Source organism: Halobacterium sp. KA-4 (assembly GCF_021028995.1).
Classification (GTDB): Archaea; Halobacteriota; Halobacteria; order Halobacteriales; family Halobacteriaceae; genus Halobacterium.
The window spans coordinates 16,791-41,835 of sequence record NZ_JAJJZG010000005.1; the positions used below are offsets into that span (position 1 = coordinate 16,791).

Consider the following 25,045-nt stretch of genomic DNA (forward strand, 5'->3'; position numbering starts at 1 on the left):
AGGATGGGCTGCCGGGCGAACAGACCTAACTCACTCGCAGCCCCTTCTATAGGTATGAGCGACGACGAAAGCGACGAGACCGTGCAGGTGTGGCTCGTCGAGCGAACGTACTCCGACGACGAACAGAACATCATCATCCTCACGTACGCGACGCCGGACGGCGAGCAGTACTTCCGCAAGGAGCGCGCGCTCACCAGTTTCTCCGACGTCCGAGATACGACCGCAGCGGTCGAAGCCGAACCCGGCAACCTCGGTGACGTCTCCGACCCCGACCTGAAAGAGCAGTACGCCGCCGAAGCCCAGCGGATGCAAGACGTCCACGACCCCGACGACGTCATCTGAGGCGCGGAACGAACAGACCTAACTCGCGGGCGGCCGACGCTCCGAGTATGAGCGACGACGACGAGCACTTCGAGACGCGAGCCATCCACGCCGGGCAGGAGCCCGACGAGGAGACGGGCGCGCTGATGACGCCGATTTACGCGAACTCTACGTACAAACAGGACGCGCCGGGCGAGCACCGCGGCTACGAGTACTCCCGCACCGGCAACCCGACGCGTACCGATCTCGAAGCGAACCTCGCGAGCCTGGAGGGCGGCGACTACGGCCGCTGTTTCGCCTCTGGAATGGCCGCCATCAACACGGTGCTGAACCTCCTGGAAGCCGGCGACCACGTCGTCGCGGGCAACGACGTCTACGGCGGCACCCACCGCATCTTCACGCAGGTCTACGAAGAGTACGACCTCGAATTCGACTTCGTGGACACGACCGACCACGACGAGGTGCGGGACGCGATGCGCGAGTCCACGGAACTACTCTGGGTGGAGACGCCGACGAACCCGCTGATGAACGTCAACGACATCGGCGCACTCGCCGACGTCGCCCACGACTACGACGCGCTGTGCGCCGTCGACAACACGTTCGCGACGCCGTACCTCCAGCGCCCCCTAGAGTTCGGCGCGGACATCGTCTGCCACAGCCTCACGAAGTACCTCGGCGGGCACTCCGACCTGGTTGCGGGCGCACTCGTCACGGACGACGAGGACCTCGACGAGCGCCTCGCGTTCTATCAGAACTCCGTCGGCGCGACCCCCTCGCCGTTTGACTGCTTCCTCGTGCTGCGCGGGACGAAGAGCCTCGGCGTGCGCATGGACCGCCACTGCGAGAACGCCCAGGAACTCGCCGAGTGGCTTGACGCCCACGACCACGTCGAACACGTCTTCTACCCCGGGCTCGAGAGCCACCCGGACCACGACCTCGCGGCCGAGCAGATGGACGGCTTCGGCGGCATGCTCTCCTTCGAGTTGGACGCTAGCCTCGACGAGGCCAGCGACTTCGTCGGTGAGACCGAGGTGTTCACGCTCGCGGAGTCGCTGGGCGGCGTTGAGTCGCTCATCGAGCAGCCCGCCGCGATGACCCACGCTGCCATCCCGAAAGAGGAGCGGGAGGCCGCGGGGCTGACGGACCCGCTCATCCGCGCGAGCATCGGCATCGAGCACGTCGACGACCTGAAGGCCGACCTCCAGCAGGCGATGGACGCCGTCTTCTAGGCGCTCAAAGCGCTCTTTAACTCCAGAGAAAGCGTTTACCCGCGCCACTCGTGGCTTCGGGTATGCACCGCCGCACGTACCTCGCGACGCTGGCGACCACGGCATTCGCCGGCTGTGTCGGCGCACCAGCCAGCGACAGCCCCGCCGACGTCACGACGAACGGGTTCCCGTACACGCTCACGAACATCCAGACGGACGACCCACCAGTCGAGAACGTCACTATCGACGTGACTGTCACCGCTGACTTCACGACCGACCACCCCGCGCGCCTCGAGGTCGCGTTCACGAACGACGCCGACGATACTCAGACGTTCGCGTTTGGGTCGCTCGTCCCGTGGGACGAGATTCGCGGCACGCACGAGGATAACGAGGCGGCGCTGCTGCTCTCGCCGAACGCCGGCGTCACACCGGACGAGCCCAGCGACGACTGCTGGCAGGCGACCGACGGCGTCGCGCTCCCTGCCGTGATGTACGAGGAGACGCTCGACCCGGACGAGACTGTCAGCCGCGAGTTCCGCGTGCTCGCCGCGCACGACAGTCAGAACTGCCATCCGACGGGAACGTACCGCTTCGAAGACAGCAACTACCTCGGGGAAGGCTGGGGATTCAGCGTGGACGTCGCGGCGTCCGAGTTGAGCGACGAGGAATAAGACGGAGCGGCACCAGATTCCGCAACGGGTAGCCGCTAGCATTCGCGGACCGAGCGGGTCGAAGACCCCGGAAGGTCCGCGGTTCACTGCGCGAACGAGCGTAGCGAGTGAGCGCAGGCCGACGACTGAGGGACGCGAAGCGGACCGAAGGAGGAGTGCTTTTCCGCGAGTTTTTGCAAGCGAGCGGCCGGAGGCCGCGAGCGCTGGAAAAAGTGCGCTTTAGATACGACCGACTTCTTCGACGGCGACGCTCTCAACGTCGTCCACGTTGGAGAACGCTTCTTCGACGGCTTCCGTGCCGCCGGCGTCGTCGGGGACGATGACCGTCGTCAGGAGCGCGGTGAGGCCGAACGCGACTTCCTCGGTTTCGACGCCGTTGATTTTCGCGCCTTCGGGGAGGGATTCCGAGAGGCGGTCCTGGAGGTCGTCGAGGTCGACGTCGGGGCTCTTCGGCATGACCTTGAGGACGGCGGCGACTTTCCCCATCGTTACGGCCCCCGGAACCCGCAGTCGGGACACTCGTAGAGGTTGCTCTGCTTGCGGCACTTCGCGCAGCGGTAAATCTGCTGGCCGCAGTCCGGGCATTTGAACGCGGCGGCGGTGGTGCCGGAGATGTTGATGCCACAGGAGACGCATTTGCGCGCCCGTTTGGCTTCGGTTTCGCTCATAAGTTGTTTTGCGCCCGGACGCGTTTTAACCGTTGTCTTTCGGCATCGCCGGCCGGAACAGCTAGCTCCCGGGGAGGATGTCGCCGAGCGCAGCGCCGATAGCCATCGGGAGGAGGGCGACGACGACGGTGGATGCGGCGAGCGTCGGGTCCGTCCACGAGATGCGGCCCCACGCGGTCAACAGCAGTATCGCGGTGGCGGTGGACGCGCCGAGCACGCCGACGAGGCGGCGCGGAATCACGCCGAGAATCGGGTCCGCGACGCGGACGTCTTGGAACTGCGCGACGTACAGCAGGCCGTAGACGATGACGACGGTGGCGGCGGCGCTACCGACGAGCAGCGGGAGGTGACTGGCGAGGAATTCGCCGGCCTCGTTGGTCCCGCCTTCGACGGCCATCGGGATGCCGAACAGGAGGCTTCCGAGGAAGGCCTCCGCGAGGTCGTTGGCGTCGAAGCCGTAGATGACGCGGCCGAACGTGCCCTCGGGCTGCATGTCGGTCGCGAGTTCTTTCACCTCCCGGAGCTGTGCGCGGGCCTCGTCGTCCTCGACGTGTTCGTCTAAGTCTTCGAGTTCGTCGAAGAGGTCCGAGAAGTCCCGCTGGCTCTCGGGTGGTCTCGGTGGCGCGCTCATGGACAGGGTGAGAGCCGCCCGCCACTTAAAATGGCCAGCAGTATCTTGGGGGGCGAGCGTGAGGACCCGTGTATGTCCGAACGGGAACCACCCGAGTACCCGCACCCGAACGAACTCAAGAAGGGACTGCACGTTGTCATCGATCAGGGGCACGACAAGGAGCCAATCGAGGGCGAAATCGGTGTGGTGCTCGGCGAAGCCGACCCGGAGGGTGCCCGCGTGAAACTGAAATCCGGTGCCGAGGGCGTGGTCCGCCGCATCAAGCCCAGCGAGGGCGGCGGTCCGCAGCCGACGTGAACAGGCGGCCGCGATTCCGAGCCACACGAGTGGGTTTAACCCCGCGCGGCCGGTACGCCTGCACATGACTGAACAGGGGTGGTTCGTCGGCGTCGAGTCCGGCGACGCCGCCGCGATGGGCGATGCCGTCCGCGAGGGCGAAGCCGACGCGCCCGCGGACTGGCCCGAGCAGGCCGTCGACGCGGGGTTCGCCGACGACACCGACGAGTACTACGAGCTGCTGCACGACGCGACGCTGGCGGGGACGCGAGCCGCCGTCCGTGAGCGCGAGGCCGCCGACGACCAGCAACTGATTCACGCGGTGCGCGCGGCCGCGGACCTCGCGGACGCTGCGAACGAGCTCGCCGAGCGCGGCACGGAGTGGGCGGGAAGCGTCTTCGAGGACGTTGACAGCGGCATTAACGGAGCACGCGACGTGGCCGAACGCGACCCCGAGAACGCTACCGAAGAGCGCGCAGTCGCGCTCTGCGAGCGTGTCGCTGACCTCGCTGACGAGCGCGACGACGTCCGCGAGTACGTCGAGCGGCAGGCACCGACGGTCGCGCCGAACCTCTCGAACCTCGCAGGACCGATGCTCGCCGCGCGACTCGTCGCGCTGGCGGGCGGGCTCGACGACCTCGCGAAACAACCCAGCGGTACCGTGCAAGTGCTGGGCGCGGAGGACGCGCTGTTCGCACACCTCCGTGGGCACGCGCCGTCGCCGAAGCACGGCGCAATCTACACGCACGACTACGTGCGCAACACCCACCCCGAGAACCGGGGGTCGGCAGCGCGCGCGCTCGCCGGGAAACTCTCCATCGCTGCGCGCATCGACCACTACTCAGGGGACTTGCGACCCGAGTTGCGGGAGGAACTAGACGAACGCATCGAGCGCATCCGCGCTCGTGATACGGAATGAGTCTCCCCGACGGCGTCCAGCGTCGCACGTTCGACAGTGAGGACGTACTCGCGACGCAGGGCGAACCAGTGTACGGCGAACCCGTCGTCGAGGGCTGGCGCCGCTGGGACGCGTACCGCTCAAAACTCGGTTCGACGTTCGAACACGGCCTCGATACCGGCCTATCTGGCGGCGACAGCGTGCTCTACCTAGGCGCGGCGAACGGCACGACGGTCAGCCACGTCGCGGACTTCGCGGGACCGACGTACGCCGTCGAGTTCGCACCCCGCCCCGTCCGCGACCTGCTCGACGTCGCCGAGGACCGCGGGAATCTCTTCCCGCTGCTGAAGGACGCGCGCAAACCCGAGACGTACGCCCACGTCGTCGAAGCGGGGTTGGACGCCATCGTCCAGGACGTAGCGACGCGCGGGCAGGCAGACGTCGCGCTGTCGAACCGCCAGTTCCTCGCCGAGGACGGCCGGTTCGTCGGTGCCATCAAGGCGCGCAGCGAGGACGTCACGCGCGAGCCCGAGGACGTGTTCGAGGACGTGCTCGACCGGCTGCGAGACGGCTACGAGGTGCTGGAGACCGAACGATTGGAGCCACACCACGACGACCACCTCGCAGTCGTCGCGACCCCGAAATAGTCACAATAGGCTCGATAGGGTCCCGTTGGTTCGCCGACACACCCGGTAACTCCGCCGACTTCCAGAACTATTTACGGCCGCCGCGGGAAACTCCCGGCAGCATGGACGTGGGTTCGCCGGAGGCGTTCGCAGAACTGGGGACGCTCGGCGTCGAGGAGGAGTTCTTCGTCGTCAGCGAGGACGGCGTCCCGACAGCCGGGACCGACCAGTTAGTCTACGAGGCCGAGCCGCCGGAGTTGCTGGAGGGACGGCTCGACCACGAGCTGTTCAAATTCGTCGTGGAGACACAGACGCCGAAACTCGACGGACCAGGCAACGCCGCTGAGGCTGTCCGTGACGTGCGGGCGGCGCTGGTCGCGCACGCCGAGGCGAACGGCTACCGCATCGCGGCTGCTGGTCTCCATCCGGGGGCACGCTGGCGCGAACACGAGCACGCCGAGAAGCCGCGCTATCGCTCCCAACTCGAACGCATCCAGTATCCACAGCACCGGAACACGACCGCCGGCCTGCACGTCCACGTCGGCGTGGACGACGCGGACAAAGCAGTCTGGGTGGCGAATCAGTTGCGCTGGCACGTCCCCGTGATGTTGGCGCTGTCGGCGAACTCGCCGTTCTGGAACGGCTTCGACACGGGACTGGCGTCGGCGCGCGCGAAAATATTCGAGGCGCTACCGAACACCGGCATTCCCACCGAATTCGACTCCTACGCAGACTTCGACCGCTTCGAGCGCCTGATGGTCGAGAACGGCGCTATCGAAGACCGCGGCGAACTCTGGTACGACGTGCGTCCACACTCCGGGCACGGCACCGTCGAAGTGCGAGCGCCGGACGGGCAGGCCGACCCGGAGAAGGTGCAGGCGTTCGTGGAATACACGCACGCGCTCGTCGTGGACTACGCGAAACGCTACGAGGACGCCGCCGACTCCGAAGTCACGGACGTCTTCGGTGACGGCGATCCGAGCGGCGCGCTCCGTCGTGAAGTCTTGGACGAGAACAAGTGGCGGGCGACCCGACACGGCCACGACGCGTTGTTCGTCCGACGGGACGCCAGCGGCGAGGTGTCGTTGGGCGAGGTCGTCGACCGCGAGTGTGAGCGGCTCGGTGTCTCCGGCATCCAAGACGTCTACGACGCCGAATCAGGTGCGAGCGCGCAGCGCCGGTTGCTCGACGAAGCGGGCGAAGCGGCGCTGTACGAGTCGCTGGTCCTGTAGCGGAGTACCGGGTCAGACCTCGGGGGGCGAAGAGTTTTTCACCCACACGTCGCTTTTGACCTGAACGAGACGACGCATGTCTGAGGACACTACCGACGAGACAGCGGGGGAGGACCAGTCGCCGCGGGACCGACTCGGGGAGGAGAAAGAGCGCGCCGTCGCGGGCTTCGACCAGGGGGTCGTCGACATTCTGTCGTGGGTGCTCGACACGGAGACGCGTGCCCGCATCTTCGTCTACCTCCGCCAGCACCCGTGGAGCACCAGCGAAGAAGTCGCCGACGGCACCGGCCTCTACCCGTCAACGGTCCGCGAAGCGCTCGCGGAACTCGCCGAAGAGGACGTCGTCGAGCGCCGCAAGCGCCAGAGCGAGGGCGCCGGCAACAACCCCTATGAGTACACCGCCATCGCGCCGAGCGACCTCGTCGGCGGCGTCGTCGGTCGCGTCCAGAACGAACTCAACACCGTGTTCAACCTCGACGCCCACCTCGGCAACGAGGACGCCGAGACCACCGACGAGCCGGTCCGCATCGAAGTCGAGGCAGCCGGCGACACCGACGACGACCAGCGCTCCTGAACCCAAACTGGTAAACGCTGCGCGTGCCTCCGGCGGCGTATGAACGTCGCCCTTGGTGGGACGTTCGACCCGATTCACGACGGCCACCGCAAGCTCTTCGAGCGCGCGTTCGAGCTCGGGGACGTCACTGTCGGGTTGACCAGCGACGAACTCGCCGCACAGACGCGTAGCGTCGACCGCGAGGTCCGGCCGTTCGAGGAACGCAAGCGTGACCTCGAAGCCGAACTCGACGCCATCGCCGACGACTACGACAGCGAGTTCGAGATCCGGAAACTCGAAGAACCAACCGGTATCGCCACCGAACCCACCTTCGACGTGCTCGTGGTCTCCCCGGAGACGAAGGTCACGGGCGAGCGCATCAACGACATCCGCACGGAGCGCGGGCTTGACCCGCTCGACATCGAGGTCGTCGACCACGTCCGCGCCGAGGACGGCGACATCATCTCATCGACGCGCATTGTACAGGGAGAAATCGATGAACACGGCAACCTTACGCCCGAACGCGATGGCCGCTAGTTTTCTACCAGGACGGCGCGTCGAAGCCGGCTTCCTCCAAGAGTTCCTTCCAGCGCTGCTGAATGACGAGCCGGGAGACGTCTGCAGCGTCCGCGACCGCGGTCTGTGAGCGCTGGTCGCCCGCGATAAGTGAACCCGCGTAAACGCTGGCCGCGACGACCGCGGGCTTCGACCGTTCTTCGCCCGGCACCGCCGAGAGGAAGATGTCCTTCGCGGTCGTTTTCGCTTCCGCATCCAGCTGTAGCTCGCCAGCGACGCTGTCGAGGTCGTCGAGCCACTGTTGTTGGTCGAACTCGTCGCCCGCACGGTACATACCCATAGGTTCGGCGCGCTACACGTAAATCTTCGCCGGCGAATTCGGGACAAATCGAGTGAATCCGGCGCGACGGTCTCGACAGTTGAAGGGCTGGAGGGACGTGGTGGCGACTACAGATGACGACACCACTCGCGTTCGCGGTCGCGTTCGTGGAACTGTTCGCCGGGTTGTCGACGCCCGCGCAGGCTGGCGGCCCAATCAACGACTCTGTGATCGTGTTCGCGGGGAGCCTGCTCGTCGGCGGCGTCGCCATCCACGTCGCCGCGAGCTACGTCGCCGGTGCGGGCGAGTACGGCGACGCGGTCCTCACCGCGCTCCTCGGTGCCATCGTGTGGGCGCTCCTTGACGGGGTGCCGCTGATCGGCGGCCTGCTCGCGCTGGTCGCGTGGGTCGGCGTCATCAAGTGGCGCTACCCCGTCGGCTGGACACGCGCGGGCATCATCGGCGTCGCCGCGTGGGCCGTCGCGACCGTCGTCCTCGCCGCGCTCACGCTCGTCGGTATCGGGTCGCTCGACGCGCTCGGCGTGCCCGGGACATAACGCAATTCTCATTTGCCTGCCTCGGATACGTCGAAGTGCGCGCGGGTAGCCAAGCCAGGAAAAGGCGTAGCGCTTAGGACGCTATCCCGTAGGGGTCCGCCGGTTCAAATCCGGTCCCGCGCATAAGCGAACGCAGTGAGCGATCATTTCTCGCATCGGGTCAAACCTGGTCCTAGCGCCCCATATTCCACTTTCACTACGGTTGGATCGGATTTTTGGGATGGGGAGCTCTGTATTCCGATGGATCCTGAATCCATGTCCACGGAATCTAAGTCCCTCGGTGTGTGCCCGGAGTGTGGTGCGGCCATCCCGTCGGGCGCGGTGCTCGTCGAGTACGAGCGGAACGGCCACCAGGTGGTGTACGCCGAGTGTCCGGACTGTGTGGAGCCGGTCCACCCGAGTTAGGGGTTCTCACGCGCGGATAGCGGCACACGGCTTCTCCCTTCCGAACGCTTTTGACTGAATAGTCAGTAAGGGCTGGTAACACCAGTATGGCGGCGCAACCGACCGACGAGATTCTGGACGCGACGTATCGTGCGCTCTGCGAGCACGGGTTCGCCGACCTCACCGTGCAGGACATCGCAGACAACTCCGAGAAGAGCAAGGCGACGATTCACTACCACTACGACAGCAAACACGACCTCTTCGAGGCGTTCCTCGAGTACCTCTACGACGACTACACCGACCACGTCGACGAAGTCTCCGGGGAAACCCATCGCGAGCACCTACTTGCACTCGTGGAGCTCTCGCTGGCGGAAGGCGGCGACGTCCCCGGCATCGACTTCCGGACGGCGATGCTCGAAATCAAGGCGCAAGCGCCCTACGACGAGGGGTTCCGGGAGCGCCTCACTGACTTCGATCAATACCTCACCGACCGCATCGAGGCAGTCGTCGCCGACGGTGTCGAAGCCGGCGGGTTCCACGACGACGTCGACCCCGAGACGACCGCGGAGTTCCTCGTGACGACCATCAAGGGCGCACACACGCGCCGCGTCTCCGTGAACCACCCGCTCGACCGAATCCGGGAGACGCTCGCCGAGTACGTCGAGACCCGCCTCGTCGCCGACGGGGCGGAGGTGAACGCCTGATGGGGCTCCGAAGCCGGCTCAACTCCATCTTCAAGGGCCAGGAGGAGTTCGACCTGACCTCCGGGGACGTCGGGAAGCCGCTGTTCTTCCTCGCGCTCCCCATCGTCGTGACGAACCTCTTCCAGACGGCGTACAACCTTGCGGACACGTTCTGGCTGGGCCAGTACAGCACCGATGCACTCGCCGCCATCAGCTTCGGGTTCCCGATGGTGTTCCTGCTCATCTCGCTTGGCATGGGGCTCTCCGTCGCGGGCAGCGTACTGGTCGCCCAGCACACCGGTGCCGGCGAGCAACGCGAAGCCGAGTACGCGGCCGGACAGACGGTGACCTTCGCGGCTATCGCGTCCGCTCTACTCGGCGGTATCGGATACTTCTTCGTCGAGGACTTCCTCCGGCTGCTCGGCGCGTCCCAGGACGTCCTCCCGCTGGCGACCAGCTACATGGAGGTCATCGCGCTCGGACTGGCGTTCATGTTCGGCTTCTTCGTGTTCATCGCGCTGATGCGCGGATACGGCGACACGATTACGCCGATGCTCGTGATGTTCGGGTCGGTCGTGCTCAACATCGTCATCGACCCGTTCCTCATCTTCGGCTGGTGGGTGTTCCCCGAAATGGGTATCCAGGGCGCCGCCATCGCGACGGTGTTCTCGCGCGCGCTGGCGATGGTCGTCGGCCTCGCCATCATGTTCGAAGGATCGCGCGGCATCGAAATCCACCTCCGTGACATGGCGCCGGACTTCGGCTACCTGCGCCGTCTGCTCCGCATCGGGCTGCCTGCCACCATCGAGGGGACAGGGCGCGCGCTCTCGATGAACCTGCTGTTGATCGTCGTCGCATTGTTCTCCGACACGGTCGTCGCGGCGTACGGTATTGGGACGCGCGTGTTCTCGGTCATCTTCCTGCCCGCTATCGCGGTTGCGCGTGGTGTCGAGACGATGACCGGGCAGAACATCGGTGCCGGCAAACCCGATCGTGCAGAGGCAGCCACCGGCATCGCCGCGAAAGTCCTGTTCGGCGTGCTCACCGCAGCCGGCATCGTCACGTGGTTCACCGCGTCCGCCATCGCGGACGTGTTCACCACCGACCCGGCGGTCGTCTCGGTCACCACCGAGTTCCTCCGGTACGTCGCGCTGACGTTCGGGTTCATCGGCATCATGCGGGCGTACACCGGCAGCTTCCGCGGGGCCGGCAAGACGCTCACCGCGGCCGCCATCTCCGTGCTGATGCTCGGCATCATCCGGCTGCCGGTGGCGTGGTTCTCCGCGCAGTCCATCGGCGAAACCGGCATCTGGCTGGCGTTCGCCGTCTCGAACGTCATCGGCGCCACCATCGCCTACCTGTGGTATCGGCGCGGCACGTGGCGCGACGCCGACCTCACGGAGTCCGAGGCGGCGAGCCCGGACGCCGCTGCGACCGACGACTGAGGACCTGCACTTCTTTTGCGTCGCGCGACGAACCCGCGACCGAGATGCCCACTTGGTCCCGACGGCGTGCCCTCCAAGCACTCGGTACGGCAGCAGCGGCAACGCTCGCAGGATGTAGCGGCGAGGAGAGCAGCGGATTCGAAGAGCCGGCGACGAGACGACGTGGTGAACCGGTTACCGACTACAGTCTCCATACTGTGCGGCAGTCGAGTGTCGAGCCGTTGTTCTGGCGAGGCGAGCGCTCGACCAGAACGGAGCGACGCCCGGGCGGCCACATCTACGTCAGCGACGAGGACGACCTCAACGACGTAACGTTCGCCGACAGCGACACCGCCGCGGAACTGGGGGCATTCGTCCAAGAGACGGACTACGACTCCGAGTCGGTGCTCGTCCAGTCGCGGGCCATCCAACAGTGCTACGACCTCCGGCTCCGCGGCGTCTGGCGCGAGGACGACGGCCTCCAGACGTCGTTCTGTTCGAGCCTCCGTCCCGCGGACGCGGCGTGCAGCCGGGACGCCGAGGAGACGGTCGGCGTGGGTATCCGGCTGCCGTTCAGCGGCGAGGACTTCTCCTCGTTCGGGTCACGGTGGAGCAAGAGCTGCGACAAGCGGCCAGCCCCCGTCACCGCCGACGACAGTAGGGGTGGTGGGGTGTGACCGAACGGAGCCGTCGGGCGTTCCTCGCGGCCGGTGCGAGCGCGCTCGCGGTGACTGCTGGCTGTTCGCGGCTCCCGTTCGTCGGGGACGACGACTCAAGCGTCTCCTACGACTCCGAACGCCTCCGCAACGTTCCGGATTTGGACGCCGTGACGATTCCGGCGACCCATCCCGGACCGGTACCGAACGCGCTCGCCGAAACCCACGCCAATCGGGCAGCGGCGCTGCTGGCGGAGGTTCCCGAGGACCCCGCGATTCCGAACGGAGTCGTCGCAGCCCGGATAGCCGACGACCGCGAGCACGCGGCCGAGAGCATCGCGGACCGGTCGACGGACGTCTCGACGCTCGAAGCGGTCGGTGGCTGGCGCTACGACCGCACTGACGCCGCTGAGGTCCGCGGTGCGTACGAGGCCGCGACCGGTTACGTAGACCCCGAAGGCTTGCGCGAACGCCAGGAGGTGATACGTGGGGACCTCCGCGCGTTCCGAGAGAACTGGGCGTACCGCGGCCGGAACGTCGTCGAGGCGGTCGCCGTCCATCGGAACGTCGAGGGCCTCGCGACGGACGCGGGGGACGCACTCGTACCCGACCAGCCGTTCCCGGCGAACCCGAAGGACGCGGTTTTCGAGGTTGGGTCGCTGGTCAGTGAAGTAGAGGATGCCCGAGCATCCGTCGACGACGCCGCGGCGCTCCGCGACGCTTACACCGACGACGAGATGGCGGGCTACCGAGACGCCATCGCGACTGCGGCAGTCCGACTGGAACGCGTGACTGACGCGACGCGACACCGCGTAGACCCGTACGTGAGCGCGGAATCCGGCGTCTCCAACTTCCAACGTGACCTCGACGACACACCCGCTGAGTGGCTGTTCTGGCGGACGAAGTCCACCGCACGAACCTCCATCGAGTCGATGGAGTCGGCCATCGAGCGCGACGACTACGCGACCGCCGTCGCGGAGAGCGGTCGCGCGCTCGTCGGGCTGCTGGCGCTCGAAGCCGTCGTCGAAGCCATCCAGAACGGCGAGTATGGCATGCCACAGTCAACGGACGCGGTCGTCGATGCGCGGGAGCGAGCCGTGGATGCAGTAGTGGAGACCGAGACGATGGAGCCCCATTCGCTTACGGACGTGCTCGCGGTGCGGGCGCGGTCGGCGCTGCGGGACGGGGAACGCGAACTCGCGGGCAACCCCGACTACGAGTCGCACGAAGACGTTCCCGACCAGCGGGACGTCCGAAACGCCGTTGCGATGTACGCGCTCGCAGTCCACGCCGCGGACGCGGTTCCGCCGGTCGCCGAACGAGTGACCGCGGTGCTCCGGGACGCGGTTCGCGGTGGGTCCGCGACGGACGGATAATCGCCCGCGAACGTTACGTCTCGACGAGCAGCCGGTCGTACTCCGGCGGGAACTGGGAGGTAATGCCGCGGAACTCCGCCTCCGGGAGGACGTCGCTGAGACCACCGAGGACGGCTTCCACGTAGTCCCAGGCGTCGTCCTCGTCGGCGTCTGCTTCCTCGGCGACGAACGCGACGAACTCGTCGACCGACAGCGACGTCGGGCCATCAGACTCGGTGGGGAGTATCCAGTCGGCGGGGTCGCCGGCGAGGTGCTCGGCGATGTCTTCGGCTTCGCCGCGGGCGATGCGTCTCCCGAGCGCGGCAAGCACGGCTCGCGTTGCGGTGCGTGCCTCCGCCTCGGAGTCGAAGTCGGCGTGCCGACGTACTGCTTCGATGAGTTCGGTCATAGTGCAACGAGCGGGAGCCGCTCGTGGGGAGCGTCGAAGCGAGCCGGAAAGAGTCTGGGGGCCACAGCCACGGCAGCCAACTGTCAGACGGGCAGACGACGGGCGCTAACCTTTTTGCGCGTGGGGCGGCTTCCTCCAGTAAATGGCTAGGCCACCGGAACTCCTCGAGGACGTGCTCGACGGCATCGACACGTTGCTCGTGTTCTCGCCGAGCGGGGCGTACTACGACCGCGTGAAAGACGTCGAGGGAGCGGACGTGGTGGTCGTCGCCACGGAGAACTCCGTCGGCGCGGAGACGTTCGTGGAGTTGCCGCTGGCGTTCGACGACGTCAAAGAGCGCATCCGATTTGGCATCGAAGGCGCGCTCACAGAGGGGGCCATCGAGGATGGCGACGAACTCGGCTGTGCAGCGCCGCTGTTCGGCGACGACATCGACATGGTCGCGCGTACGAAAGTCGACGAGTCCCGTCACTCCGGCATCTACGACCTGTTCGCGAACTCGCGGGCGGAACCCGGCGTCATCCGGGACGTCTTCGAGGTCGCCATCGAACTCGGGCAGAAGGGCCAGAAGGGCAAGCCCGTCGGCGCGCTGTTCGTTGTTGGGGACGCCGGGAAGGTGATGAACAAGTCCCGCCCGCTCTCTTACAACCCCTTCGAGAAGAGCCACGTCCACGTCGGCGACCCCATCGTGAACGTGATGCTCAAGGAGTTCTCGCGGCTGGACGGCGCGTTCGTCATTAGCGACTCCGGGAAGATCGTCTCCGCGTACCGCTACCTCGAGCCCAGCGCCGAGGGTACCGACATTCCAAAGGGCTTGGGTGCGCGACATATGGCCGCGGGCGCCATCACGCGGGATACGACCGCTGTCGCCATCGTGCTCTCTGAATCCGACGGCCTCGTGCGGGCGTTCAAGGGCGGCGAACTCGTCCTCGAACTCGACCCTGAGGAGTACTGACATGCAAGTCGATTTCAGTCCGGTACTGGACCCCGACTTCCGGTACGTGCTCGCCGTCGCGGTGCTGTTCGCAGGGCTCGCGCTCGGCTACCTGATTGGCCGTGTGAACGAGCGCCTACTGTTGGCGCTGGACGTCGACAAGGCCGTCGAGGGGACGAGCATCGAGCGCATGGCCCACGACATCGGAGCGTCCACGGTGTCGCTGGTCGCGCGGCTGACGTCGTGGATAATCTACGCGTTCGCGGTGCTGGTCGCGCTCGAAGTTGCTCGGCTCACCGTCCAGGACGCGGTCTGGTACCCAATTGTCGGCTTCCTCCCGTCGGTCGTGATTGCGGTCGCGGTGCTGTTCTTCGGCGTACTCGCGGGAGACAAGGCGGAGCTGTTCGTCAGCGAGCGACTGCGAAGCGTGAAGGTGCCGGAGATGTCGGTCCTCCCGAAGGCCGTGAAGTACAGCGTCCTGTTCGTCGCGGCGCTAGTCGCCCTCTCACAGGTCGGCGTCGCTATCGACGCGCTGCTCGTGTTGCTGGCAGCGTACGTCGGGGCGCTCATCATATTCACGGCGGTCGCCACGCACCAACTGTTGACGTCCGCAGCGTCCGGTGCCTACCTCCTGTTACGGCAGCCGTACGGCATCGGCGACCGCGTCGCTATCGGCGAGCACGAGGGCATCGTCCAGGAGGTGAACGTCTTCGTGACGCGCGTCGAGGACGACGGTCGGGAGTACGTGCTTCCGAACCACCTCGTGTTCAAGCGCGGCGTCGTCGTGGTGCGCGAATGAGTCCGGTCGCCTCCATATTGGCGATCGTGGGCTGGGCGGTGCTCACTGTCGGTGGCTACGCGATGATTGCCAGCGGCGACCGACGAGCGTGGGCGCGCGAGCACGGGTCGCGGTGGACGCTGTGGCTCGGCGCGCTCACCGGCGTGCTGATAGCCGTCGCAGCGGGGTCGTTCTCCGTGTGGGAACAGGCGGGCGTCTATCTGCTCGCAGTCGCCGGCGTACTCGGGTACACAGCAGGTGCCACCGCGGCAGCAGGCGCAGCAGGGCTCGCAGATGCTGCGACCAGCGACGGCGCACCGTTTGCACGCCGCGTACGAGCGTTCTGGTACGCGTCGGCGGTCTACTTCCGGGGGACGCGAGCGGCGTTCGCGCTGGCCTTCCTGGCGTTCGCGCTGGCCGCTATCGTCGCGGGCGTCTCCGTCAACCCCGTACTACGCACAATCGGCTCGTTCTCGGTCGGCGGCGCGTTCGCGTGTCTCACTGCGCTCGCCGCCACTGGCGTGTTCGTTCCGGGAAGCTACGACGAGGGCGCGGCGGAGCGCGTTCGCGCGACGCACTAGCGCTCGTCGTAGTCCAGCGGTTCGGCAGGGACGCCAGCGACTGTCCTGCCAGGTGGCACGTCGTCGGTGACCAACGAGTTCGCGGCGACCTGCGCGTCCTCGCCGATGCGGACGCCAGGAAGGACGATTGCGCCCGCACCGATCATCGCGCGGTCGCCGACGACGACCTCGCCGGTTCGATACTCGTCTTGGAGGAACTCGTGGCAGAGCAGCGTAGCGTCGTAGCCGACGACGGCATTCTCGCCGACGGTGACGAGTTCCGGCCAGAAGACGTCGGGCGTTGATTCCAGTCCCCACGACGCGCCCGAGCCGACCGTAACGCCGAGCCGGCGAAGTAGCCAGTTCTTCGCGCGGAGGCTCGGGCAGATGCGCGCGAGTACGACGACGACGTAGTTGAGCGCGACCCGTAACGGGTGTTTGGCGTCCGGCCAGTGCCACAGGGAGTTGCGGCGGCCGGGAGTCGGATTCCGGTCGAGGCGGTCGTGGCGCGACACGCTCGCGGGTTCGTGGGCGGCCGTCATGAACCTACGTGTTCCCCGCTGACGCCGGGTGTACGACTACTGTCGAAGGTAGGATTTATTATCGTCGAACTATAGTCGGCAAACGACGAATGTCTACTCGACAGCTGCCGACTGGGGTGGAGTCGCCGCGCGGGAAGCTGGTTTATCTCTACCTCTCCACGAACGAGAGCGCGACGCTGGACGAACTCCATGGCGAACTCGACGTCCCACGCATCACGCTGTACAGCGTGCTGAAGACGCTACGCAACCGCGGGGTCGTTGAGCAGGACGGCGACAGCTACGTCGCTGCGCGCCCGCTCTAGGACTCCTCCACGGGAGTGAACGACCCCGTGACGTCCCAGGAGTGGACGCAGTAGACGTCACCGACCTCGTCGTCGACTCGCCAGTTCCCCGTCTCGTCGTCCCAGCGTTCCGAGCGCCCACACTGCGTGCACGTGCGCTCCTTCGGGGCTCGAATTTCGGCCATCACGCGTATGCAGTCGGCCCGCCGGCTTGAGTGTTCTGTCCACGACACCGCGAGTTCGACAGCCGTCGGTCCAAACAGTTACGGCGTCGGCGCGTCCGGGTTCGGGCATGCAGTTCGGAATTCTCTCCACGGCGAACATCGGCGACGAGTCAGTCGTCCCCGCGATTCGGTCGACTGACCACAAGGTCCGCGCGATTGCCTCGCGAAGTGCGGACGCCGCAGCCGCGTACGCCGACCGCCACAACATCCCCGAGACGTACGACTCTTACGACGCCCTGTTGGACGCGAACATCGACGCCGTCTACGTCCCGCTCCCGAACGGCCTCCACGCTGAGTGGACGAAGCGGGCCGCTGACGCCGGCCTCCACGTGCTCTGCGAGAAACCACTCGCCGCGGACGCCGACGAAGCTGTCGACGTCGTCGAACACTGCGCGGACGCTGGCGTCACGCTCATGGAAGCGTTCATGTACCGATACCACCCCCGGACGGTTCGCGCCGTCAACGTCGCGCGCGAGGAACTCGGTGACCTCCGCCACGTCCACGCAGACTTCAGTTTCCGGCTCGAAGAGGGGCCGGACGTCCGCCTCGACCCTGACCTCGCCGGCGGCGCGCTCATGGACGTCGGCTGCTACCCGGTCAACGCGGCCCGCACGTTCCTCGGTGAACCCGCACTCGTCTCCGGGCACACGCACGACCGCCGCGACGCAGGCGTCGACACGGAAGTCGCGGCCACGTTCGAGTTCGACGACGGCGCGACCGCCACGATCGAGGCGAGTTTCGAAACTGGACTCCACCAGCGCTACCGCGTCGAAGGTACCGACGGCTGGCTGGAAACCGAATCGGCGTTCAACCCCGGTCAGTCAGAAACGGTGCTTCGCTGGGGTACCGACGAGAAGACCGTCGAAGAAACGTTCGACCCAGTGGACTCCTACCGCCTCGAAATCGAGCACTTCGCAGCCAGCATCGAGGCCGGCCGCGACCCCCTGACAGACGGCGAGGAAGCCGTCGCGAACATGTGCGCCATCGACGCCATCTACGAGTCGTCGGCGACCGGCGACACGATTCCGCTCTAGGCGTGCTCACTCCAGAACAGGTCTAACTGGTCGCCGAGGAACTCCGGGGTCATGCGCGTGAATTCCTCACGCTCGCCAGGGCCGAGGTACTCGAAGACGGAGTGACGCGCGCCCTCGACGTAGCGCTGGCCGACGAACGCCCGTACGCCGACCTCTTCTGGGCCACGAATCACGCGCCCGATAGCCTGTCGCGCGCGCCGCACCGCCGGCACCGTCAGCGCGTACTCGAAGGCGTGGTCCTCGCCGAACGCGTCCGCGTACGCCCGGCGAACGGCTCGCACGCGCGGCGACCCGACGTTCACGAGCGGGACGCCAACCACGGCGCACGCCGCGAGTTTGTCGCCGTCATAGTCGACACCCTCCGTGAGCGTACCGCGGGTGCTCGTCACCATGACTTTGCCATTGCCACGGAAGAACTGGCGCTTGAGCGCGTCCGTGTCCTCGTTCGAGGAGGATTCGTCGACGAGCACGGGCTTCTCGACGGCTCCCTCTAGGTAGTCGCCCGCCCACGCCGCCTCCTGGTAGTTCGGCATGCAGACGAGGACGTTCCCCGGCGAGCGTGCGATGGTGCGGAGGACGTAGCGGTACTGCTCCCGGGTCTGGTTGGCGTTTTCAGTGGTCGGGTCGCCGCGGTTGCGTGCGGTGAATGGCGTCGCGTCCACAATGAAACTCGCGCGGTTCTCCTCGGGGAATCGCAGGTCGTAGCGGCGTTCCACGACCGGCCGGGCTTCTGCGTCGCCGGCACCCGCTTCGAGCCTGTCCAGCCCCGTCACCTCGCGGAAGACGTCGAGCGGTTCCAGCGTCGCGCTCATCAGCACGCCACCGCCTAGTCCCGCGAACGTCTCGCGGAGCGCGCGCGCCGGCATGCAGTTGTACGTCATGAGTGCGGGGGTGTACGTCTCTGCCCATGCCGCGCCGGCCCGCCCGGACTCTTTGGGCGCGTGCTCGAGCTCGATTTCCCGGAAGTACGTCGCGTGGTCGCGCTCCCACCACCGCTGGAGGGTGATGCCGACTGCTCCACAGACCGCCGAGCGGTCGCCGTCGTCCTCCAGAATCGCCGCGACCGCGGTGCCGATGTCCGCCAGCGACCGCCACAGCCCACCCGTGTATCCCTCTTGTTCGGCCCAGCGTGTGAGGTCGTCGGGTTCGTCGGTCTCGGGGTCCCGGAGCGGAATTTCGTGATCGTACTCCGGGAGGTCGCGGGGTCGGTTCGGGTCGTGACCCTCGTTCGCGAGATACTCGGCGACGCGGTCGTCGAGCCACTCTGAGACGTCGCCGAGGAACTCCACGGTTTCCTTGACGGCGTCGAGGGTAACTTCGTAGCTCTTCAGTTCGTCACGGACCTGCTGGCGGTTCGACTCGCTCTGCTTGGCCGTCGTAAGCAACTGCCGGAGGTCGTTTCGCGCGCGAGCGAGCGTGTGTCGGCCCACACGGTCCGAGAGGAGGTCACGCACGCGCTCCTCCAGACGGTGGGCTTCGTCCACCACGACGAACGTCTGCTCGTCGAGTAGGTGTTCGGTGAGCCCGCGGGTCTGCGGGTCGAAGAGGTGGTTGTAGTTCCCGATGACGACATCCGCGTGGTCGAGCATGACCTGCTGGACGCGGTGCGGACAGGTGCCGTACTCGACGGCAGCAGGGAGGAAGTCCTCGCTCGTAACGACGTTGTAGTCGCCGACGTCGAAACCGACGGGCGAGCCCTTGTTCCGTCCGTACCAGTCGGCCTCAAACGGGCAGAACAGCGGCGGGTCACCGTCGGCGAACTCCTCGGGTGCGCTCGGCTGCACGGGCACGTACGGGGAGTCCGCGCCGTCGGTCCGCAGCGGATTCTCTGAGAGATTGTGGTTGGCGTCCGCGCGCGCCGACCGTGCGAGGTCCCGAGCCTTCGCGGGGTCCCACCACGGGTCGTCGAGCGCGTCCGCGGCGCGCAAGTCCACGAGTTCGCCCGCGTCCTGTCCGTCGAAACTCCCACCCTCGCCGTCGGCCTCCACGAGGCCTGCGGTGGACTCGCGGAGGTCCTCGCAGCGGTCGTGTACGCTGGCGTCCCGTGGGAACACGTCCTCGCGGCCGTACGGACAGAGGTCGCGCTTCCCGACGAGTGCGACGCCGTTCAGCGGCTCGTCGAGTCCCGAATTCATCTGCCGGAGGTCCGCGACGAATTGCTGGAGCTGCTGTTTCACGGGGGTGACGACGAACACGCGCTCGTAGTCGTCGGTGCGGCGCACGAGCTGGGCGGCCGCGGTCAGCGCCGCCATCGTCTTGCCGGTGCCGCAGGGCCCTTCCATCGCGAGATAGCCGCCGCGCTCGCCGGCGTCGATTGCCGCGTCGATGGCGTTGGCCTGCTGGTCGTAGGGCCGGTCGAACCCGAAGAAGTCGCGCCAGTCGTCGTCGCCCATTCGGTACAGGGTGGGGCACCACGAGGTATGAACGTACGGATTGCCGAACGCGACGGCCGGAGGATTCTTCCGTGGAAGTACGCATCGGATTGGTATGGAACAGGGGGAGGCGTCGCCGGACGCGAGCGCGCCACATCGACAGTACGAGGCGCTCGCGGCCGTCGTCGACGGCGGCGTCTTCGAACTCGACGCAGACCGGCAATTCACCGGCGTCAGCGAGGAGTTCGTCGAGCAGACGGGGTACACGAACGGCGAGGCCGTCGGTGAACCGCTCGCGGCGCTGTTCGGCGACGACGCCGGTCGCATCGACCACACGCTCGACAGTCTCGACGCCAGTGCGGAAGCGACGCTGGCGGTTACTGTCGAATTGGCCACTGGCGAGTCGGCCCCCTTCGAACTACGGCTCCGAGGAATCGGTGCGGACGGAGAAGGTGGCACAGTCGGCGTGCTCACACCGGCCGCTGCCGGGAACGACGAGCCCGCACACGACCCCGAAGAGCGCCAGCGTGTTCTCCGGGACGTCTACGATGTGACGACAGACGCCAGCCGGTCGTTCGAAGAGCGAACCGAGGCGCTGCTCGCGCTCGTTCGGGAGACCATCGGCACCGAGTACGCGTCGCTGTCGACAATCGACGGCGACGACTACATGTTCGAACTGGTAGACGTGCCAGCGGACGCTCCGCTCGACGCGGGCGACACGTACCACCTCGACGAGACAAACTGCGAGCGCATCGTGGAGACCGAGGCGTCCGTCGTCTTCGGGGACATCGAGGCGGACGCACCCGGGTTCGAGGACCGCGCCGCGAACGCCGAACTCGGGCTCTCGTGCTTCCTCGGCGCTCCCGTCGTCGTCGACGGCGACATCGAGGCGACGTTCTGTTTCTTCGGATCCGAGCCCCGAACCCGAGGGTTCACGGAGTGGGAGGTCACGCTCGTGGACATCGCTGCGGAGTGGGTCGGCTACGAACTCGCCCAGCAGCGCACCCGCGAGCGGCTCCAACGCCGGAACGACGCGGTCGAAGCATCGCGGCGCCGCTACGAGACGCTCGTCGAGAACGTGCCCAACGGCGCGGTTGCACTCGTGGACGACGACCTCCGGTACGTGACCGTCGGCGGGTCGCCGGCCGACACCGCCGACAGCACGGCCGCCGACCTCGAAGGCCGGTGTGTCGAGGAGGTGCTGTCAGCGGACCTCGCGGACGTCGTCGTCCCGCGGTATCGGGCCGCGCTGGACGGCGAATCGAGTACGTTCGAGCGCGAAATCGGCGGCCGCGTCAATCAGTTTCACATCTTCCCGGTGTACGACGACGGCGAGGTCACGGCCGCGATGGGGATGTCTCAGGACGTCACCGAGCGCGCCGAACGCGAACAGCAGCTCGCCCGCTACGAGACCATCTTCGAGACGCTCAACGACGGCATCTACGTCACCGACGAGGACGGTTACTACGAAGCAGTCAACGACCGGTTCGCCGACATCACGGGGTACAGCCGCGCGGAGTTACGCGGCGAGCACGCGTCACAGTTCGTCGACGAGTCGACGCTGGAACGCGCCGCCGAGATTCGGGCGGCCGCGGACGACGACGAGACGCCGACGCTGGAGACGACCATCGAGACGAAACACGGCGACGAACTCCCCGTCGAGGTGACGTTCTCCTCGCTGGAGACGCGGGACGGGGAGCGCCAGCGCGTCGGCGCCGTCCGAGACATCACGGAGCGACGCGAGCGTCGCCGCCGCATCGAGGAGAGCGAACAGCGCTATCGCACGCTCGTGGAGAACTTCCCGAACGGCGCGGTCGGCCTCTTCGACGACGACCTCCGATACACCGCGGTCGGCGGCGAACTCGTCGACGAGGGCGACGTCTCGCCGGCCGACCGCGTCGGGCGCCGCGTTCACGACATCTACCCCGACCACCTCGTCGAGGAAATCGAACCACACTTCGAAGCGGCGCTCGACGGGGAGGCACAACAGTTCGAGACGTCGTTCCGCGGCAAACACCTGTCCGCGCGCGTGCTCCCGATTCGCGGGCCCAACGGCTACGTCGACGGCGGGATGCTCGTCGTACAGGACGTCACCGAGCGCACCGAGAACCGGCGGAAGCTCGAAGCGAGCGAGCGACGCTACCGCACGCTCGCGGAGAACTTCCCGAACGGCGGCGTCGGCGTCTTCGACGAGGACCTCCGGTACACGCTCGTGGACGGGACGATGTGGGAGGACATCCCGCTGGACGCCGCCGACGTCGAAGGGAAAACCATCTGGGAGGCGCTTCCCGAAGACACCGCGGACGACCTCGAACCGGTGTTCCACGGGGCGTTGAACGGTGAGACGGGCAGCGTGGTGTCGACTCTCTCGGGACGAACGTACCGAGTGTGGGCGACTCCGCTTCGGGACGCCGACGGCGACATCACGGCGGGACAGAGCTTCGCGGTCGACATCACTGAGCAGAAGGAACGCGAGCAGTTCCTCGCGGACGCGAAAGCCCAAATGGAGGCCGCCGCGGAAGCGGGCGCGGTCGGCACGTGGGAGTGGCACGTCCCCGAGGACCGATTCGTCGCTGGCACCTCGCTCGCACGCCTGTTCGGCGTCGACCCGGAGCGCGCCCGCGAGGGTGTGCCGCTGGCCGAACTCGTCAGCTCGATTCACGCGGACGACCGCGAGCGCGTCGCCGCTGCCATCGATGAAGCCGTCGAGATGTGCAGCGACTTCGAGGAAGAGTACCGCGTCTACGACGCCGACGGCGACGTCCGTTGGGTCGTCGCGCGCGGCCACGTCGAGTGCGAGGACGGCGAGCCGGTGACGTTCCCGGGCGCGATTACGGACATCACCGAGCAGAAGCGCGCCGAGCAAGAAATCGAACAGCACCGCGAGCAACTGGAGACGCTGTTCGAGGTGTTGCCGGTGGGCGTCGTCGTGGCGAACGGCGACGGCGAACTCGTGGAAGCCAACGGCATCGCGAAACGCATCTGGGGTGGCGCGGACTTCGACGCCGATTCCGTCCAGGAGTACGACCAGTACACGGCGTGGTGGGCGGATTCGGGCGAACGCGTCGAATCCGACGAGTACGCGCTCGCTCGCGTGCTCGACGGCGAGCCAGTGGTCGAGCCCGACGTCTACGACATCGAGGGAGCGGACGGCTCCGAGCGCGTCATCGAGGTCCGCGGAATGCCGGTGTTCGACGACGGCGAGGTCGTACGCGGCGTCATCACGATGACCGACGTCACCGAGCGCGCCGAACGCGACCGGACGCTCGAACGCCGCGCGCGCCAACAGCGGGTCGTCGCGAACCTCGGGCAGCGTGCGCTTGACACCGACGACCTCGACGAACTGATGGCGCAAGCCGCCGAGCAGGTGGCTGACGCCCTCGAAAACGACTACTGCAAGGTGTTGGACCTCGACGACGACGCGCGCGAACTGCTGTTGCGGCAGGGCGTCGGCTGGGACGACGGCATCGTCGGGAACGCGACCGTGGACGCCGACGACAATTCTCAGGCGGGGTACACGCTGCTCTCCGAGGAACCCGTCGTCGTGGACGACCTCGCCGCCGAAGACCGGTTCAGTGGCCCGGAACTACTCACCGCTCACGACGTCGAGAGCGGCGTCAGCACCATCATTGGGTCGCCTGAGGTGCCGTGGGGCATCCTCGGCACCCACGACACCAGCCACAAGCAGTTCTCCGAGGAGGACGTCAACTTCGTGCAGAGCGTCGCCAACATCCTCGCGGACGCCATCGAGCGCGAGCGTTACGACGCCGAGCGCGAACAACTCGTCTCGGACTTGGCTGAATCCAACGAGCGCCTCGAACAGTTCGCGTACGCGGCCTCGCACGACCTCCAGGAGCCGCTCCGGATGGTGTCGAGCTACCTCTCGCTCATCGAGGACCGGTACGGGGACGAGCTCGACGAGGACGGACAGGAGTTCCTCGACTACGCGGTCGACGGTGCGAACCGGATGCAGGAGATGATAGATGCGTTGCTCGAATACTCCCGCGTGGAGCGCGGCGCGGAGTTCGAACCTGTCGACCTCGACGCGGTGTTCGCGGACGTCTGCCGCGACTTCGAGATGAAAATCGACGACAACGACGCGACCGTCGTCGCCGAGTCGCTGCCGACGGTCGCCGGCGACGAAGACCAACTCCGACAGGTGTTCGGGAACCTCCTGAGCAACGCCATCGAGTACAGTGAGGGGCCGCCAACGGTCCGCGTGGCCGCCGAGCGCGACGGCGACGAGTGGGTGTTCGAGGTCAGCGACGACGGCATCGGCATCGACCCCGACCACGCCGACCGCATCTTCGAGGTGTTCCAACGGCTCCACACGCACGACGAACACCCGGGGACGGGCGTCGGGCTCGCGCTCGTTCAGCGCATCGTCGAGCGCCACGGTGGCGACGTCTGGGTAGAATCGACGCCTGGCGAGGGGTCAACGTTTTACTTCAGTATCCCCGATACGAGGCAACGCGATGATTGAGCACCGCGACGGCGAGCCTGTGGACATTCTGCTGGTCGAAGACAACCCCGGCGACGTGCGCCTCACGCGCGAGGCCTTCGCCGAAGCCCGTATCAACAATGACCTCCACGACGTCAACGACGGCGAAGCTGCGCTCGACTTTCTCTACCAGCGCGGCGATCACGCCGACGCCCCCCGCCCCGACCTGATGTTGCTCGACCTGAACCTCCCGAAAGTGGACGGCCTCGACGTCCTCGAGGAAGTGAAATCCCACGACGACCTGCGGACGATTCCGGTCGTCGTCCTCACGAGCTCAGAGGCTGAGGAGGACGTCGTGCAGAGCTACGAGCAACACACGAACGCGTACCTCACGAAACCCATCGACCCCAACGAATTCGTCGACGTGATTCGCTCGTTCGAGCGGTTCTGGTTGACGCTCGTCGAACTCCCACCGGATCCTGACTGACACGC

General features: G+C 66.8%; 30 protein-coding genes and 1 tRNA gene. 23 read left to right on the plus strand and 8 right to left on the minus strand.

The features are described from left to right. Positions 1–54 precede the first annotated feature (54 nt). The 3 genes from LPA44_RS06550 to LPA44_RS06560 all read left to right on the plus strand — a co-directional run bounded on the left by LPA44_RS06550 (position 55) and on the right by LPA44_RS06560 (position 2,200). Complete coding sequence (locus LPA44_RS06550) at positions 55–342, plus strand: hypothetical protein (RefSeq protein WP_230888787.1); 288 nt, start codon at positions 55–57, stop codon at positions 340–342. Between the two features lie 47 nt (positions 343–389). Then, a complete protein-coding gene (locus tag LPA44_RS06555) occupies positions 390–1,550 on the plus strand; it encodes a cystathionine gamma-synthase (RefSeq protein WP_230888788.1) in 1,161 nt (386 codons plus the stop codon). 62 nt (positions 1,551–1,612) lie between these two features. Then, positions 1,613–2,200 carry a hypothetical protein gene (locus tag LPA44_RS06560; RefSeq protein ID WP_230888789.1) on the plus strand — a complete coding sequence of 196 codons (588 nt, stop codon included), beginning with the start codon at positions 1,613–1,615 and terminating at the stop codon, positions 2,198–2,200. Positions 2,201–2,419: 219 nt separating this feature from the next. On the opposite strand, the gene LPA44_RS06565 is transcribed toward LPA44_RS06560, so the two are convergent. The 3 genes from LPA44_RS06565 to LPA44_RS06575 all read right to left on the minus strand — a co-directional run bounded on the left by LPA44_RS06565 (position 2,420) and on the right by LPA44_RS06575 (position 3,499). Next, positions 2,420–2,686, minus strand: coding sequence for an elongation factor 1-beta (locus LPA44_RS06565; protein ID WP_230888790.1), 267 nt, complete (start codon positions 2,684–2,686; stop codon positions 2,420–2,422). Positions 2,687–2,688: 2 nt separating this feature from the next. After that, entirely contained in the window at positions 2,689–2,868 is a 180-nt protein-coding gene (locus LPA44_RS06570) for an HVO_2753 family zinc finger protein (RefSeq protein WP_230888791.1), read from the minus strand. Between the two features lie 61 nt (positions 2,869–2,929). Then, the gene (locus LPA44_RS06575) at positions 2,930–3,499 is read right to left on the minus strand and encodes a DUF2391 family protein (RefSeq protein ID WP_230888792.1); all 570 of its coding nucleotides are present in this window, start codon (positions 3,497–3,499) and stop codon (positions 2,930–2,932) included. Between the two features lie 72 nt (positions 3,500–3,571). Here LPA44_RS06575 and LPA44_RS06580 point away from each other — a divergent pair, with 72 nt between their 5' ends. The 6 genes from LPA44_RS06580 (at position 3,572) to LPA44_RS06605 (ending at position 7,621) form a co-directional block, all read left to right on the plus strand. Then, the gene (locus tag LPA44_RS06580; protein WP_230888793.1) at positions 3,572–3,796 is read left to right on the plus strand and encodes a hypothetical protein; all 225 of its coding nucleotides are present in this window, start codon (positions 3,572–3,574) and stop codon (positions 3,794–3,796) included. A 64-nt stretch (positions 3,797–3,860) separates the two neighbouring features. Further along, positions 3,861–4,694, plus strand: coding sequence for an NOP5/NOP56 family protein (locus tag LPA44_RS06585; protein ID WP_230888794.1), 834 nt, complete (start codon positions 3,861–3,863; stop codon positions 4,692–4,694). Continuing rightward, positions 4,691–5,320 carry a fibrillarin-like rRNA/tRNA 2'-O-methyltransferase gene (locus LPA44_RS06590; RefSeq protein WP_230888795.1) on the plus strand — a complete coding sequence of 210 codons (630 nt, stop codon included), beginning with the start codon at positions 4,691–4,693 and terminating at the stop codon, positions 5,318–5,320. Before LPA44_RS06585 ends, LPA44_RS06590 begins: the two co-directional genes overlap by 4 nt. A 101-nt stretch (positions 5,321–5,421) precedes the next feature. Beyond that, a complete protein-coding gene (locus LPA44_RS06595) occupies positions 5,422–6,531 on the plus strand; it encodes a glutamate--cysteine ligase (protein ID WP_230888796.1) in 1,110 nt (369 codons plus the stop codon). Between the two features lie 76 nt (positions 6,532–6,607). Further along, entirely contained in the window at positions 6,608–7,105 is a 498-nt protein-coding gene (locus tag LPA44_RS06600) for a winged helix-turn-helix domain-containing protein (protein ID WP_230888797.1), read from the plus strand. Positions 7,106–7,144: 39 nt separating this feature from the next. Further along, positions 7,145–7,621, plus strand: a complete 477-nt coding sequence (locus tag LPA44_RS06605) for a phosphopantetheine adenylyltransferase (RefSeq protein ID WP_230888798.1) — start codon at positions 7,145–7,147, stop codon at positions 7,619–7,621. Between the two features lie 4 nt (positions 7,622–7,625). Here the strand turns inward: LPA44_RS06605 and LPA44_RS06610 are convergent, their stop codons facing one another. Further along, complete coding sequence (locus LPA44_RS06610) at positions 7,626–7,934, minus strand: transcription initiation factor IIB family protein (protein WP_230888799.1); 309 nt, start codon at positions 7,932–7,934, stop codon at positions 7,626–7,628. Between the two features lie 119 nt (positions 7,935–8,053). Here LPA44_RS06610 and LPA44_RS06615 point away from each other — a divergent pair, with 119 nt between their 5' ends. The 7 genes from LPA44_RS06615 to LPA44_RS06645 all read left to right on the plus strand — a co-directional run bounded on the left by LPA44_RS06615 (position 8,054) and on the right by LPA44_RS06645 (position 12,999). Next, the gene (locus LPA44_RS06615; RefSeq protein ID WP_230888800.1) at positions 8,054–8,476 is read left to right on the plus strand and encodes a hypothetical protein; all 423 of its coding nucleotides are present in this window, start codon (positions 8,054–8,056) and stop codon (positions 8,474–8,476) included. A 39-nt stretch (positions 8,477–8,515) separates the two neighbouring features. Next, positions 8,516–8,599 (plus strand) — tRNA-Leu (locus LPA44_RS06620). Positions 8,600–8,716: 117 nt separating this feature from the next. Then, entirely contained in the window at positions 8,717–8,881 is a 165-nt protein-coding gene (locus LPA44_RS06625; protein WP_230888801.1) for a DUF7837 family putative zinc-binding protein, read from the plus strand. Positions 8,882–8,967: 86 nt separating this feature from the next. Continuing rightward, on the plus strand, positions 8,968–9,564 hold the full coding sequence (locus LPA44_RS06630; RefSeq protein WP_230888802.1) for a TetR/AcrR family transcriptional regulator: 597 nt from the start codon (positions 8,968–8,970) through the stop codon (positions 9,562–9,564). Continuing rightward, positions 9,564–10,988, plus strand: a complete 1,425-nt coding sequence (locus LPA44_RS06635; protein WP_230888803.1) for an MATE family efflux transporter — start codon at positions 9,564–9,566, stop codon at positions 10,986–10,988. Before LPA44_RS06630 ends, LPA44_RS06635 begins: the two co-directional genes overlap by 1 nt. A gap of 44 nt (positions 10,989–11,032) precedes the next feature. Then, positions 11,033–11,644, plus strand: a complete 612-nt coding sequence (locus LPA44_RS06640) for a hypothetical protein (protein WP_230888804.1) — start codon at positions 11,033–11,035, stop codon at positions 11,642–11,644. Continuing rightward, entirely contained in the window at positions 11,641–12,999 is a 1,359-nt protein-coding gene (locus LPA44_RS06645) for a hypothetical protein (protein WP_230888805.1), read from the plus strand. The genes LPA44_RS06640 and LPA44_RS06645 overlap by 4 nt, the downstream gene beginning before the upstream one ends. A 13-nt stretch (positions 13,000–13,012) precedes the next feature. On the opposite strand, the gene LPA44_RS06650 is transcribed toward LPA44_RS06645, so the two are convergent. Further along, complete coding sequence (locus tag LPA44_RS06650; RefSeq protein ID WP_230888806.1) at positions 13,013–13,387, minus strand: DUF2267 domain-containing protein; 375 nt, start codon at positions 13,385–13,387, stop codon at positions 13,013–13,015. A 142-nt stretch (positions 13,388–13,529) separates the two neighbouring features. Here LPA44_RS06650 and dacZ point away from each other — a divergent pair, with 142 nt between their 5' ends. The 3 genes from dacZ to LPA44_RS06665 are packed head-to-tail and all read left to right on the plus strand — an operon-like array spanning position 13,530 to position 15,680. Beyond that, on the plus strand, positions 13,530–14,342 hold the full coding sequence (gene dacZ, locus LPA44_RS06655) for a diadenylate cyclase DacZ (RefSeq protein ID WP_230888807.1): 813 nt from the start codon (positions 13,530–13,532) through the stop codon (positions 14,340–14,342). A 1-nt stretch (position 14,343) separates the two neighbouring features. Continuing rightward, positions 14,344–15,120: a mechanosensitive ion channel domain-containing protein gene (locus LPA44_RS06660; RefSeq protein ID WP_230888808.1), complete on the plus strand. Its 777-nt coding sequence runs from the start codon at positions 14,344–14,346 to the stop codon at positions 15,118–15,120. Continuing rightward, positions 15,117–15,680: a hypothetical protein gene (locus LPA44_RS06665; protein ID WP_230888809.1), complete on the plus strand. Its 564-nt coding sequence runs from the start codon at positions 15,117–15,119 to the stop codon at positions 15,678–15,680. Before LPA44_RS06660 ends, LPA44_RS06665 begins: the two co-directional genes overlap by 4 nt. On the opposite strand, the gene LPA44_RS06670 is transcribed toward LPA44_RS06665, so the two are convergent. Next, the gene (locus tag LPA44_RS06670; protein WP_230888810.1) at positions 15,677–16,201 is read right to left on the minus strand and encodes an acyltransferase; all 525 of its coding nucleotides are present in this window, start codon (positions 16,199–16,201) and stop codon (positions 15,677–15,679) included. The genes LPA44_RS06665 and LPA44_RS06670 overlap by 4 nt on opposite strands. A gap of 89 nt (positions 16,202–16,290) precedes the next feature. On the opposite strand from LPA44_RS06670, the gene LPA44_RS06675 reads away from it, so the two are divergent. Further along, positions 16,291–16,503: a helix-turn-helix domain-containing protein gene (locus tag LPA44_RS06675; RefSeq protein WP_230888811.1), complete on the plus strand. Its 213-nt coding sequence runs from the start codon at positions 16,291–16,293 to the stop codon at positions 16,501–16,503. On the opposite strand, the gene LPA44_RS06680 is transcribed toward LPA44_RS06675, so the two are convergent. Beyond that, the gene (locus tag LPA44_RS06680; RefSeq protein ID WP_230888812.1) at positions 16,500–16,667 is read right to left on the minus strand and encodes an HEWD family protein; all 168 of its coding nucleotides are present in this window, start codon (positions 16,665–16,667) and stop codon (positions 16,500–16,502) included. The two genes, LPA44_RS06675 and LPA44_RS06680, sit on opposite strands and share 4 nt — an antisense overlap. A gap of 107 nt (positions 16,668–16,774) precedes the next feature. On the opposite strand from LPA44_RS06680, the gene LPA44_RS06685 reads away from it, so the two are divergent. Beyond that, positions 16,775–17,740: a Gfo/Idh/MocA family protein gene (locus LPA44_RS06685; protein ID WP_230888813.1), complete on the plus strand. Its 966-nt coding sequence runs from the start codon at positions 16,775–16,777 to the stop codon at positions 17,738–17,740. On the opposite strand, the gene LPA44_RS06690 is transcribed toward LPA44_RS06685, so the two are convergent. After that, positions 17,737–20,133 carry an ATP-dependent DNA helicase gene (locus tag LPA44_RS06690; protein ID WP_230888814.1) on the minus strand — a complete coding sequence of 799 codons (2,397 nt, stop codon included), beginning with the start codon at positions 20,131–20,133 and terminating at the stop codon, positions 17,737–17,739. The genes LPA44_RS06685 and LPA44_RS06690 overlap by 4 nt on opposite strands. Before the next feature lie 94 nt (positions 20,134–20,227). Here LPA44_RS06690 and LPA44_RS06695 point away from each other — a divergent pair, with 94 nt between their 5' ends. Beyond that, the gene (locus LPA44_RS06695; protein WP_230888815.1) at positions 20,228–24,595 is read left to right on the plus strand and encodes a PAS domain S-box protein; all 4,368 of its coding nucleotides are present in this window, start codon (positions 20,228–20,230) and stop codon (positions 24,593–24,595) included. After that, positions 24,588–25,040: a response regulator gene (locus LPA44_RS06700; protein ID WP_230888816.1), complete on the plus strand. Its 453-nt coding sequence runs from the start codon at positions 24,588–24,590 to the stop codon at positions 25,038–25,040. The genes LPA44_RS06695 and LPA44_RS06700 overlap by 8 nt, the downstream gene beginning before the upstream one ends. Positions 25,041–25,045: the final 5 nt, after the last annotated feature.

Excerpts from the sequence above, each read along its gene's own strand:
- LPA44_RS06695 (WP_230888815.1), top strand. The coding sequence starts at position 20,228 with ATGGAACAGGGGGAGGCGTCGCCGGACGCGAGCGCGCCACATCGACAG.
- LPA44_RS06685 (WP_230888813.1), top strand. The coding sequence starts at position 16,775 with ATGCAGTTCGGAATTCTCTCCACGGCGAACATCGGCGACGAGTCAGTC.
- LPA44_RS06600 (WP_230888797.1), top strand. The coding sequence starts at position 6,608 with ATGTCTGAGGACACTACCGACGAGACAGCGGGGGAGGACCAGTCGCCG.
- LPA44_RS06650 (WP_230888806.1), bottom strand. The coding sequence starts at position 13,387 with ATGACCGAACTCATCGAAGCAGTACGTCGGCACGCCGACTTCGACTCC.
- LPA44_RS06680 (WP_230888812.1), bottom strand. The coding sequence starts at position 16,667 with ATGGCCGAAATTCGAGCCCCGAAGGAGCGCACGTGCACGCAGTGTGGG.
- LPA44_RS06675 (WP_230888811.1), top strand. The coding sequence starts at position 16,291 with ATGTCTACTCGACAGCTGCCGACTGGGGTGGAGTCGCCGCGCGGGAAG.
- LPA44_RS06700 (WP_230888816.1), top strand. The coding sequence starts at position 24,588 with ATGATTGAGCACCGCGACGGCGAGCCTGTGGACATTCTGCTGGTCGAA.
- LPA44_RS06590 (WP_230888795.1), top strand. The coding sequence starts at position 4,691 with ATGAGTCTCCCCGACGGCGTCCAGCGTCGCACGTTCGACAGTGAGGAC.
- LPA44_RS06555 (WP_230888788.1), top strand. The coding sequence starts at position 390 with ATGAGCGACGACGACGAGCACTTCGAGACGCGAGCCATCCACGCCGGG.
- LPA44_RS06550 (WP_230888787.1), top strand. The coding sequence starts at position 55 with ATGAGCGACGACGAAAGCGACGAGACCGTGCAGGTGTGGCTCGTCGAG.
- LPA44_RS06630 (WP_230888802.1), top strand. The coding sequence starts at position 8,968 with ATGGCGGCGCAACCGACCGACGAGATTCTGGACGCGACGTATCGTGCG.
- LPA44_RS06625 (WP_230888801.1), top strand. The coding sequence starts at position 8,717 with ATGGATCCTGAATCCATGTCCACGGAATCTAAGTCCCTCGGTGTGTGC.
- LPA44_RS06660 (WP_230888808.1), top strand. The coding sequence starts at position 14,344 with ATGCAAGTCGATTTCAGTCCGGTACTGGACCCCGACTTCCGGTACGTG.
- LPA44_RS06585 (WP_230888794.1), top strand. The coding sequence starts at position 3,861 with ATGACTGAACAGGGGTGGTTCGTCGGCGTCGAGTCCGGCGACGCCGCC.
- LPA44_RS06665 (WP_230888809.1), top strand. The coding sequence starts at position 15,117 with ATGAGTCCGGTCGCCTCCATATTGGCGATCGTGGGCTGGGCGGTGCTC.
- LPA44_RS06565 (WP_230888790.1), bottom strand. The coding sequence starts at position 2,686 with ATGGGGAAAGTCGCCGCCGTCCTCAAGGTCATGCCGAAGAGCCCCGAC.
- LPA44_RS06575 (WP_230888792.1), bottom strand. The coding sequence starts at position 3,499 with ATGAGCGCGCCACCGAGACCACCCGAGAGCCAGCGGGACTTCTCGGAC.
- LPA44_RS06635 (WP_230888803.1), top strand. The coding sequence starts at position 9,564 with ATGGGGCTCCGAAGCCGGCTCAACTCCATCTTCAAGGGCCAGGAGGAG.
- LPA44_RS06580 (WP_230888793.1), top strand. The coding sequence starts at position 3,572 with ATGTCCGAACGGGAACCACCCGAGTACCCGCACCCGAACGAACTCAAG.
- LPA44_RS06605 (WP_230888798.1), top strand. The coding sequence starts at position 7,145 with ATGAACGTCGCCCTTGGTGGGACGTTCGACCCGATTCACGACGGCCAC.
- dacZ (WP_230888807.1), top strand. The coding sequence starts at position 13,530 with ATGGCTAGGCCACCGGAACTCCTCGAGGACGTGCTCGACGGCATCGAC.
- LPA44_RS06690 (WP_230888814.1), bottom strand. The coding sequence starts at position 20,133 with ATGGGCGACGACGACTGGCGCGACTTCTTCGGGTTCGACCGGCCCTAC.
- LPA44_RS06610 (WP_230888799.1), bottom strand. The coding sequence starts at position 7,934 with ATGTACCGTGCGGGCGACGAGTTCGACCAACAACAGTGGCTCGACGAC.
- LPA44_RS06595 (WP_230888796.1), top strand. The coding sequence starts at position 5,422 with ATGGACGTGGGTTCGCCGGAGGCGTTCGCAGAACTGGGGACGCTCGGC.
- LPA44_RS06615 (WP_230888800.1), top strand. The coding sequence starts at position 8,054 with ATGACGACACCACTCGCGTTCGCGGTCGCGTTCGTGGAACTGTTCGCC.
- LPA44_RS06670 (WP_230888810.1), bottom strand. The coding sequence starts at position 16,201 with ATGACGGCCGCCCACGAACCCGCGAGCGTGTCGCGCCACGACCGCCTC.
- LPA44_RS06560 (WP_230888789.1), top strand. The coding sequence starts at position 1,613 with ATGCACCGCCGCACGTACCTCGCGACGCTGGCGACCACGGCATTCGCC.
- LPA44_RS06640 (WP_230888804.1), top strand. The coding sequence starts at position 11,033 with ATGCCCACTTGGTCCCGACGGCGTGCCCTCCAAGCACTCGGTACGGCA.
- LPA44_RS06570 (WP_230888791.1), bottom strand. The coding sequence starts at position 2,868 with ATGAGCGAAACCGAAGCCAAACGGGCGCGCAAATGCGTCTCCTGTGGC.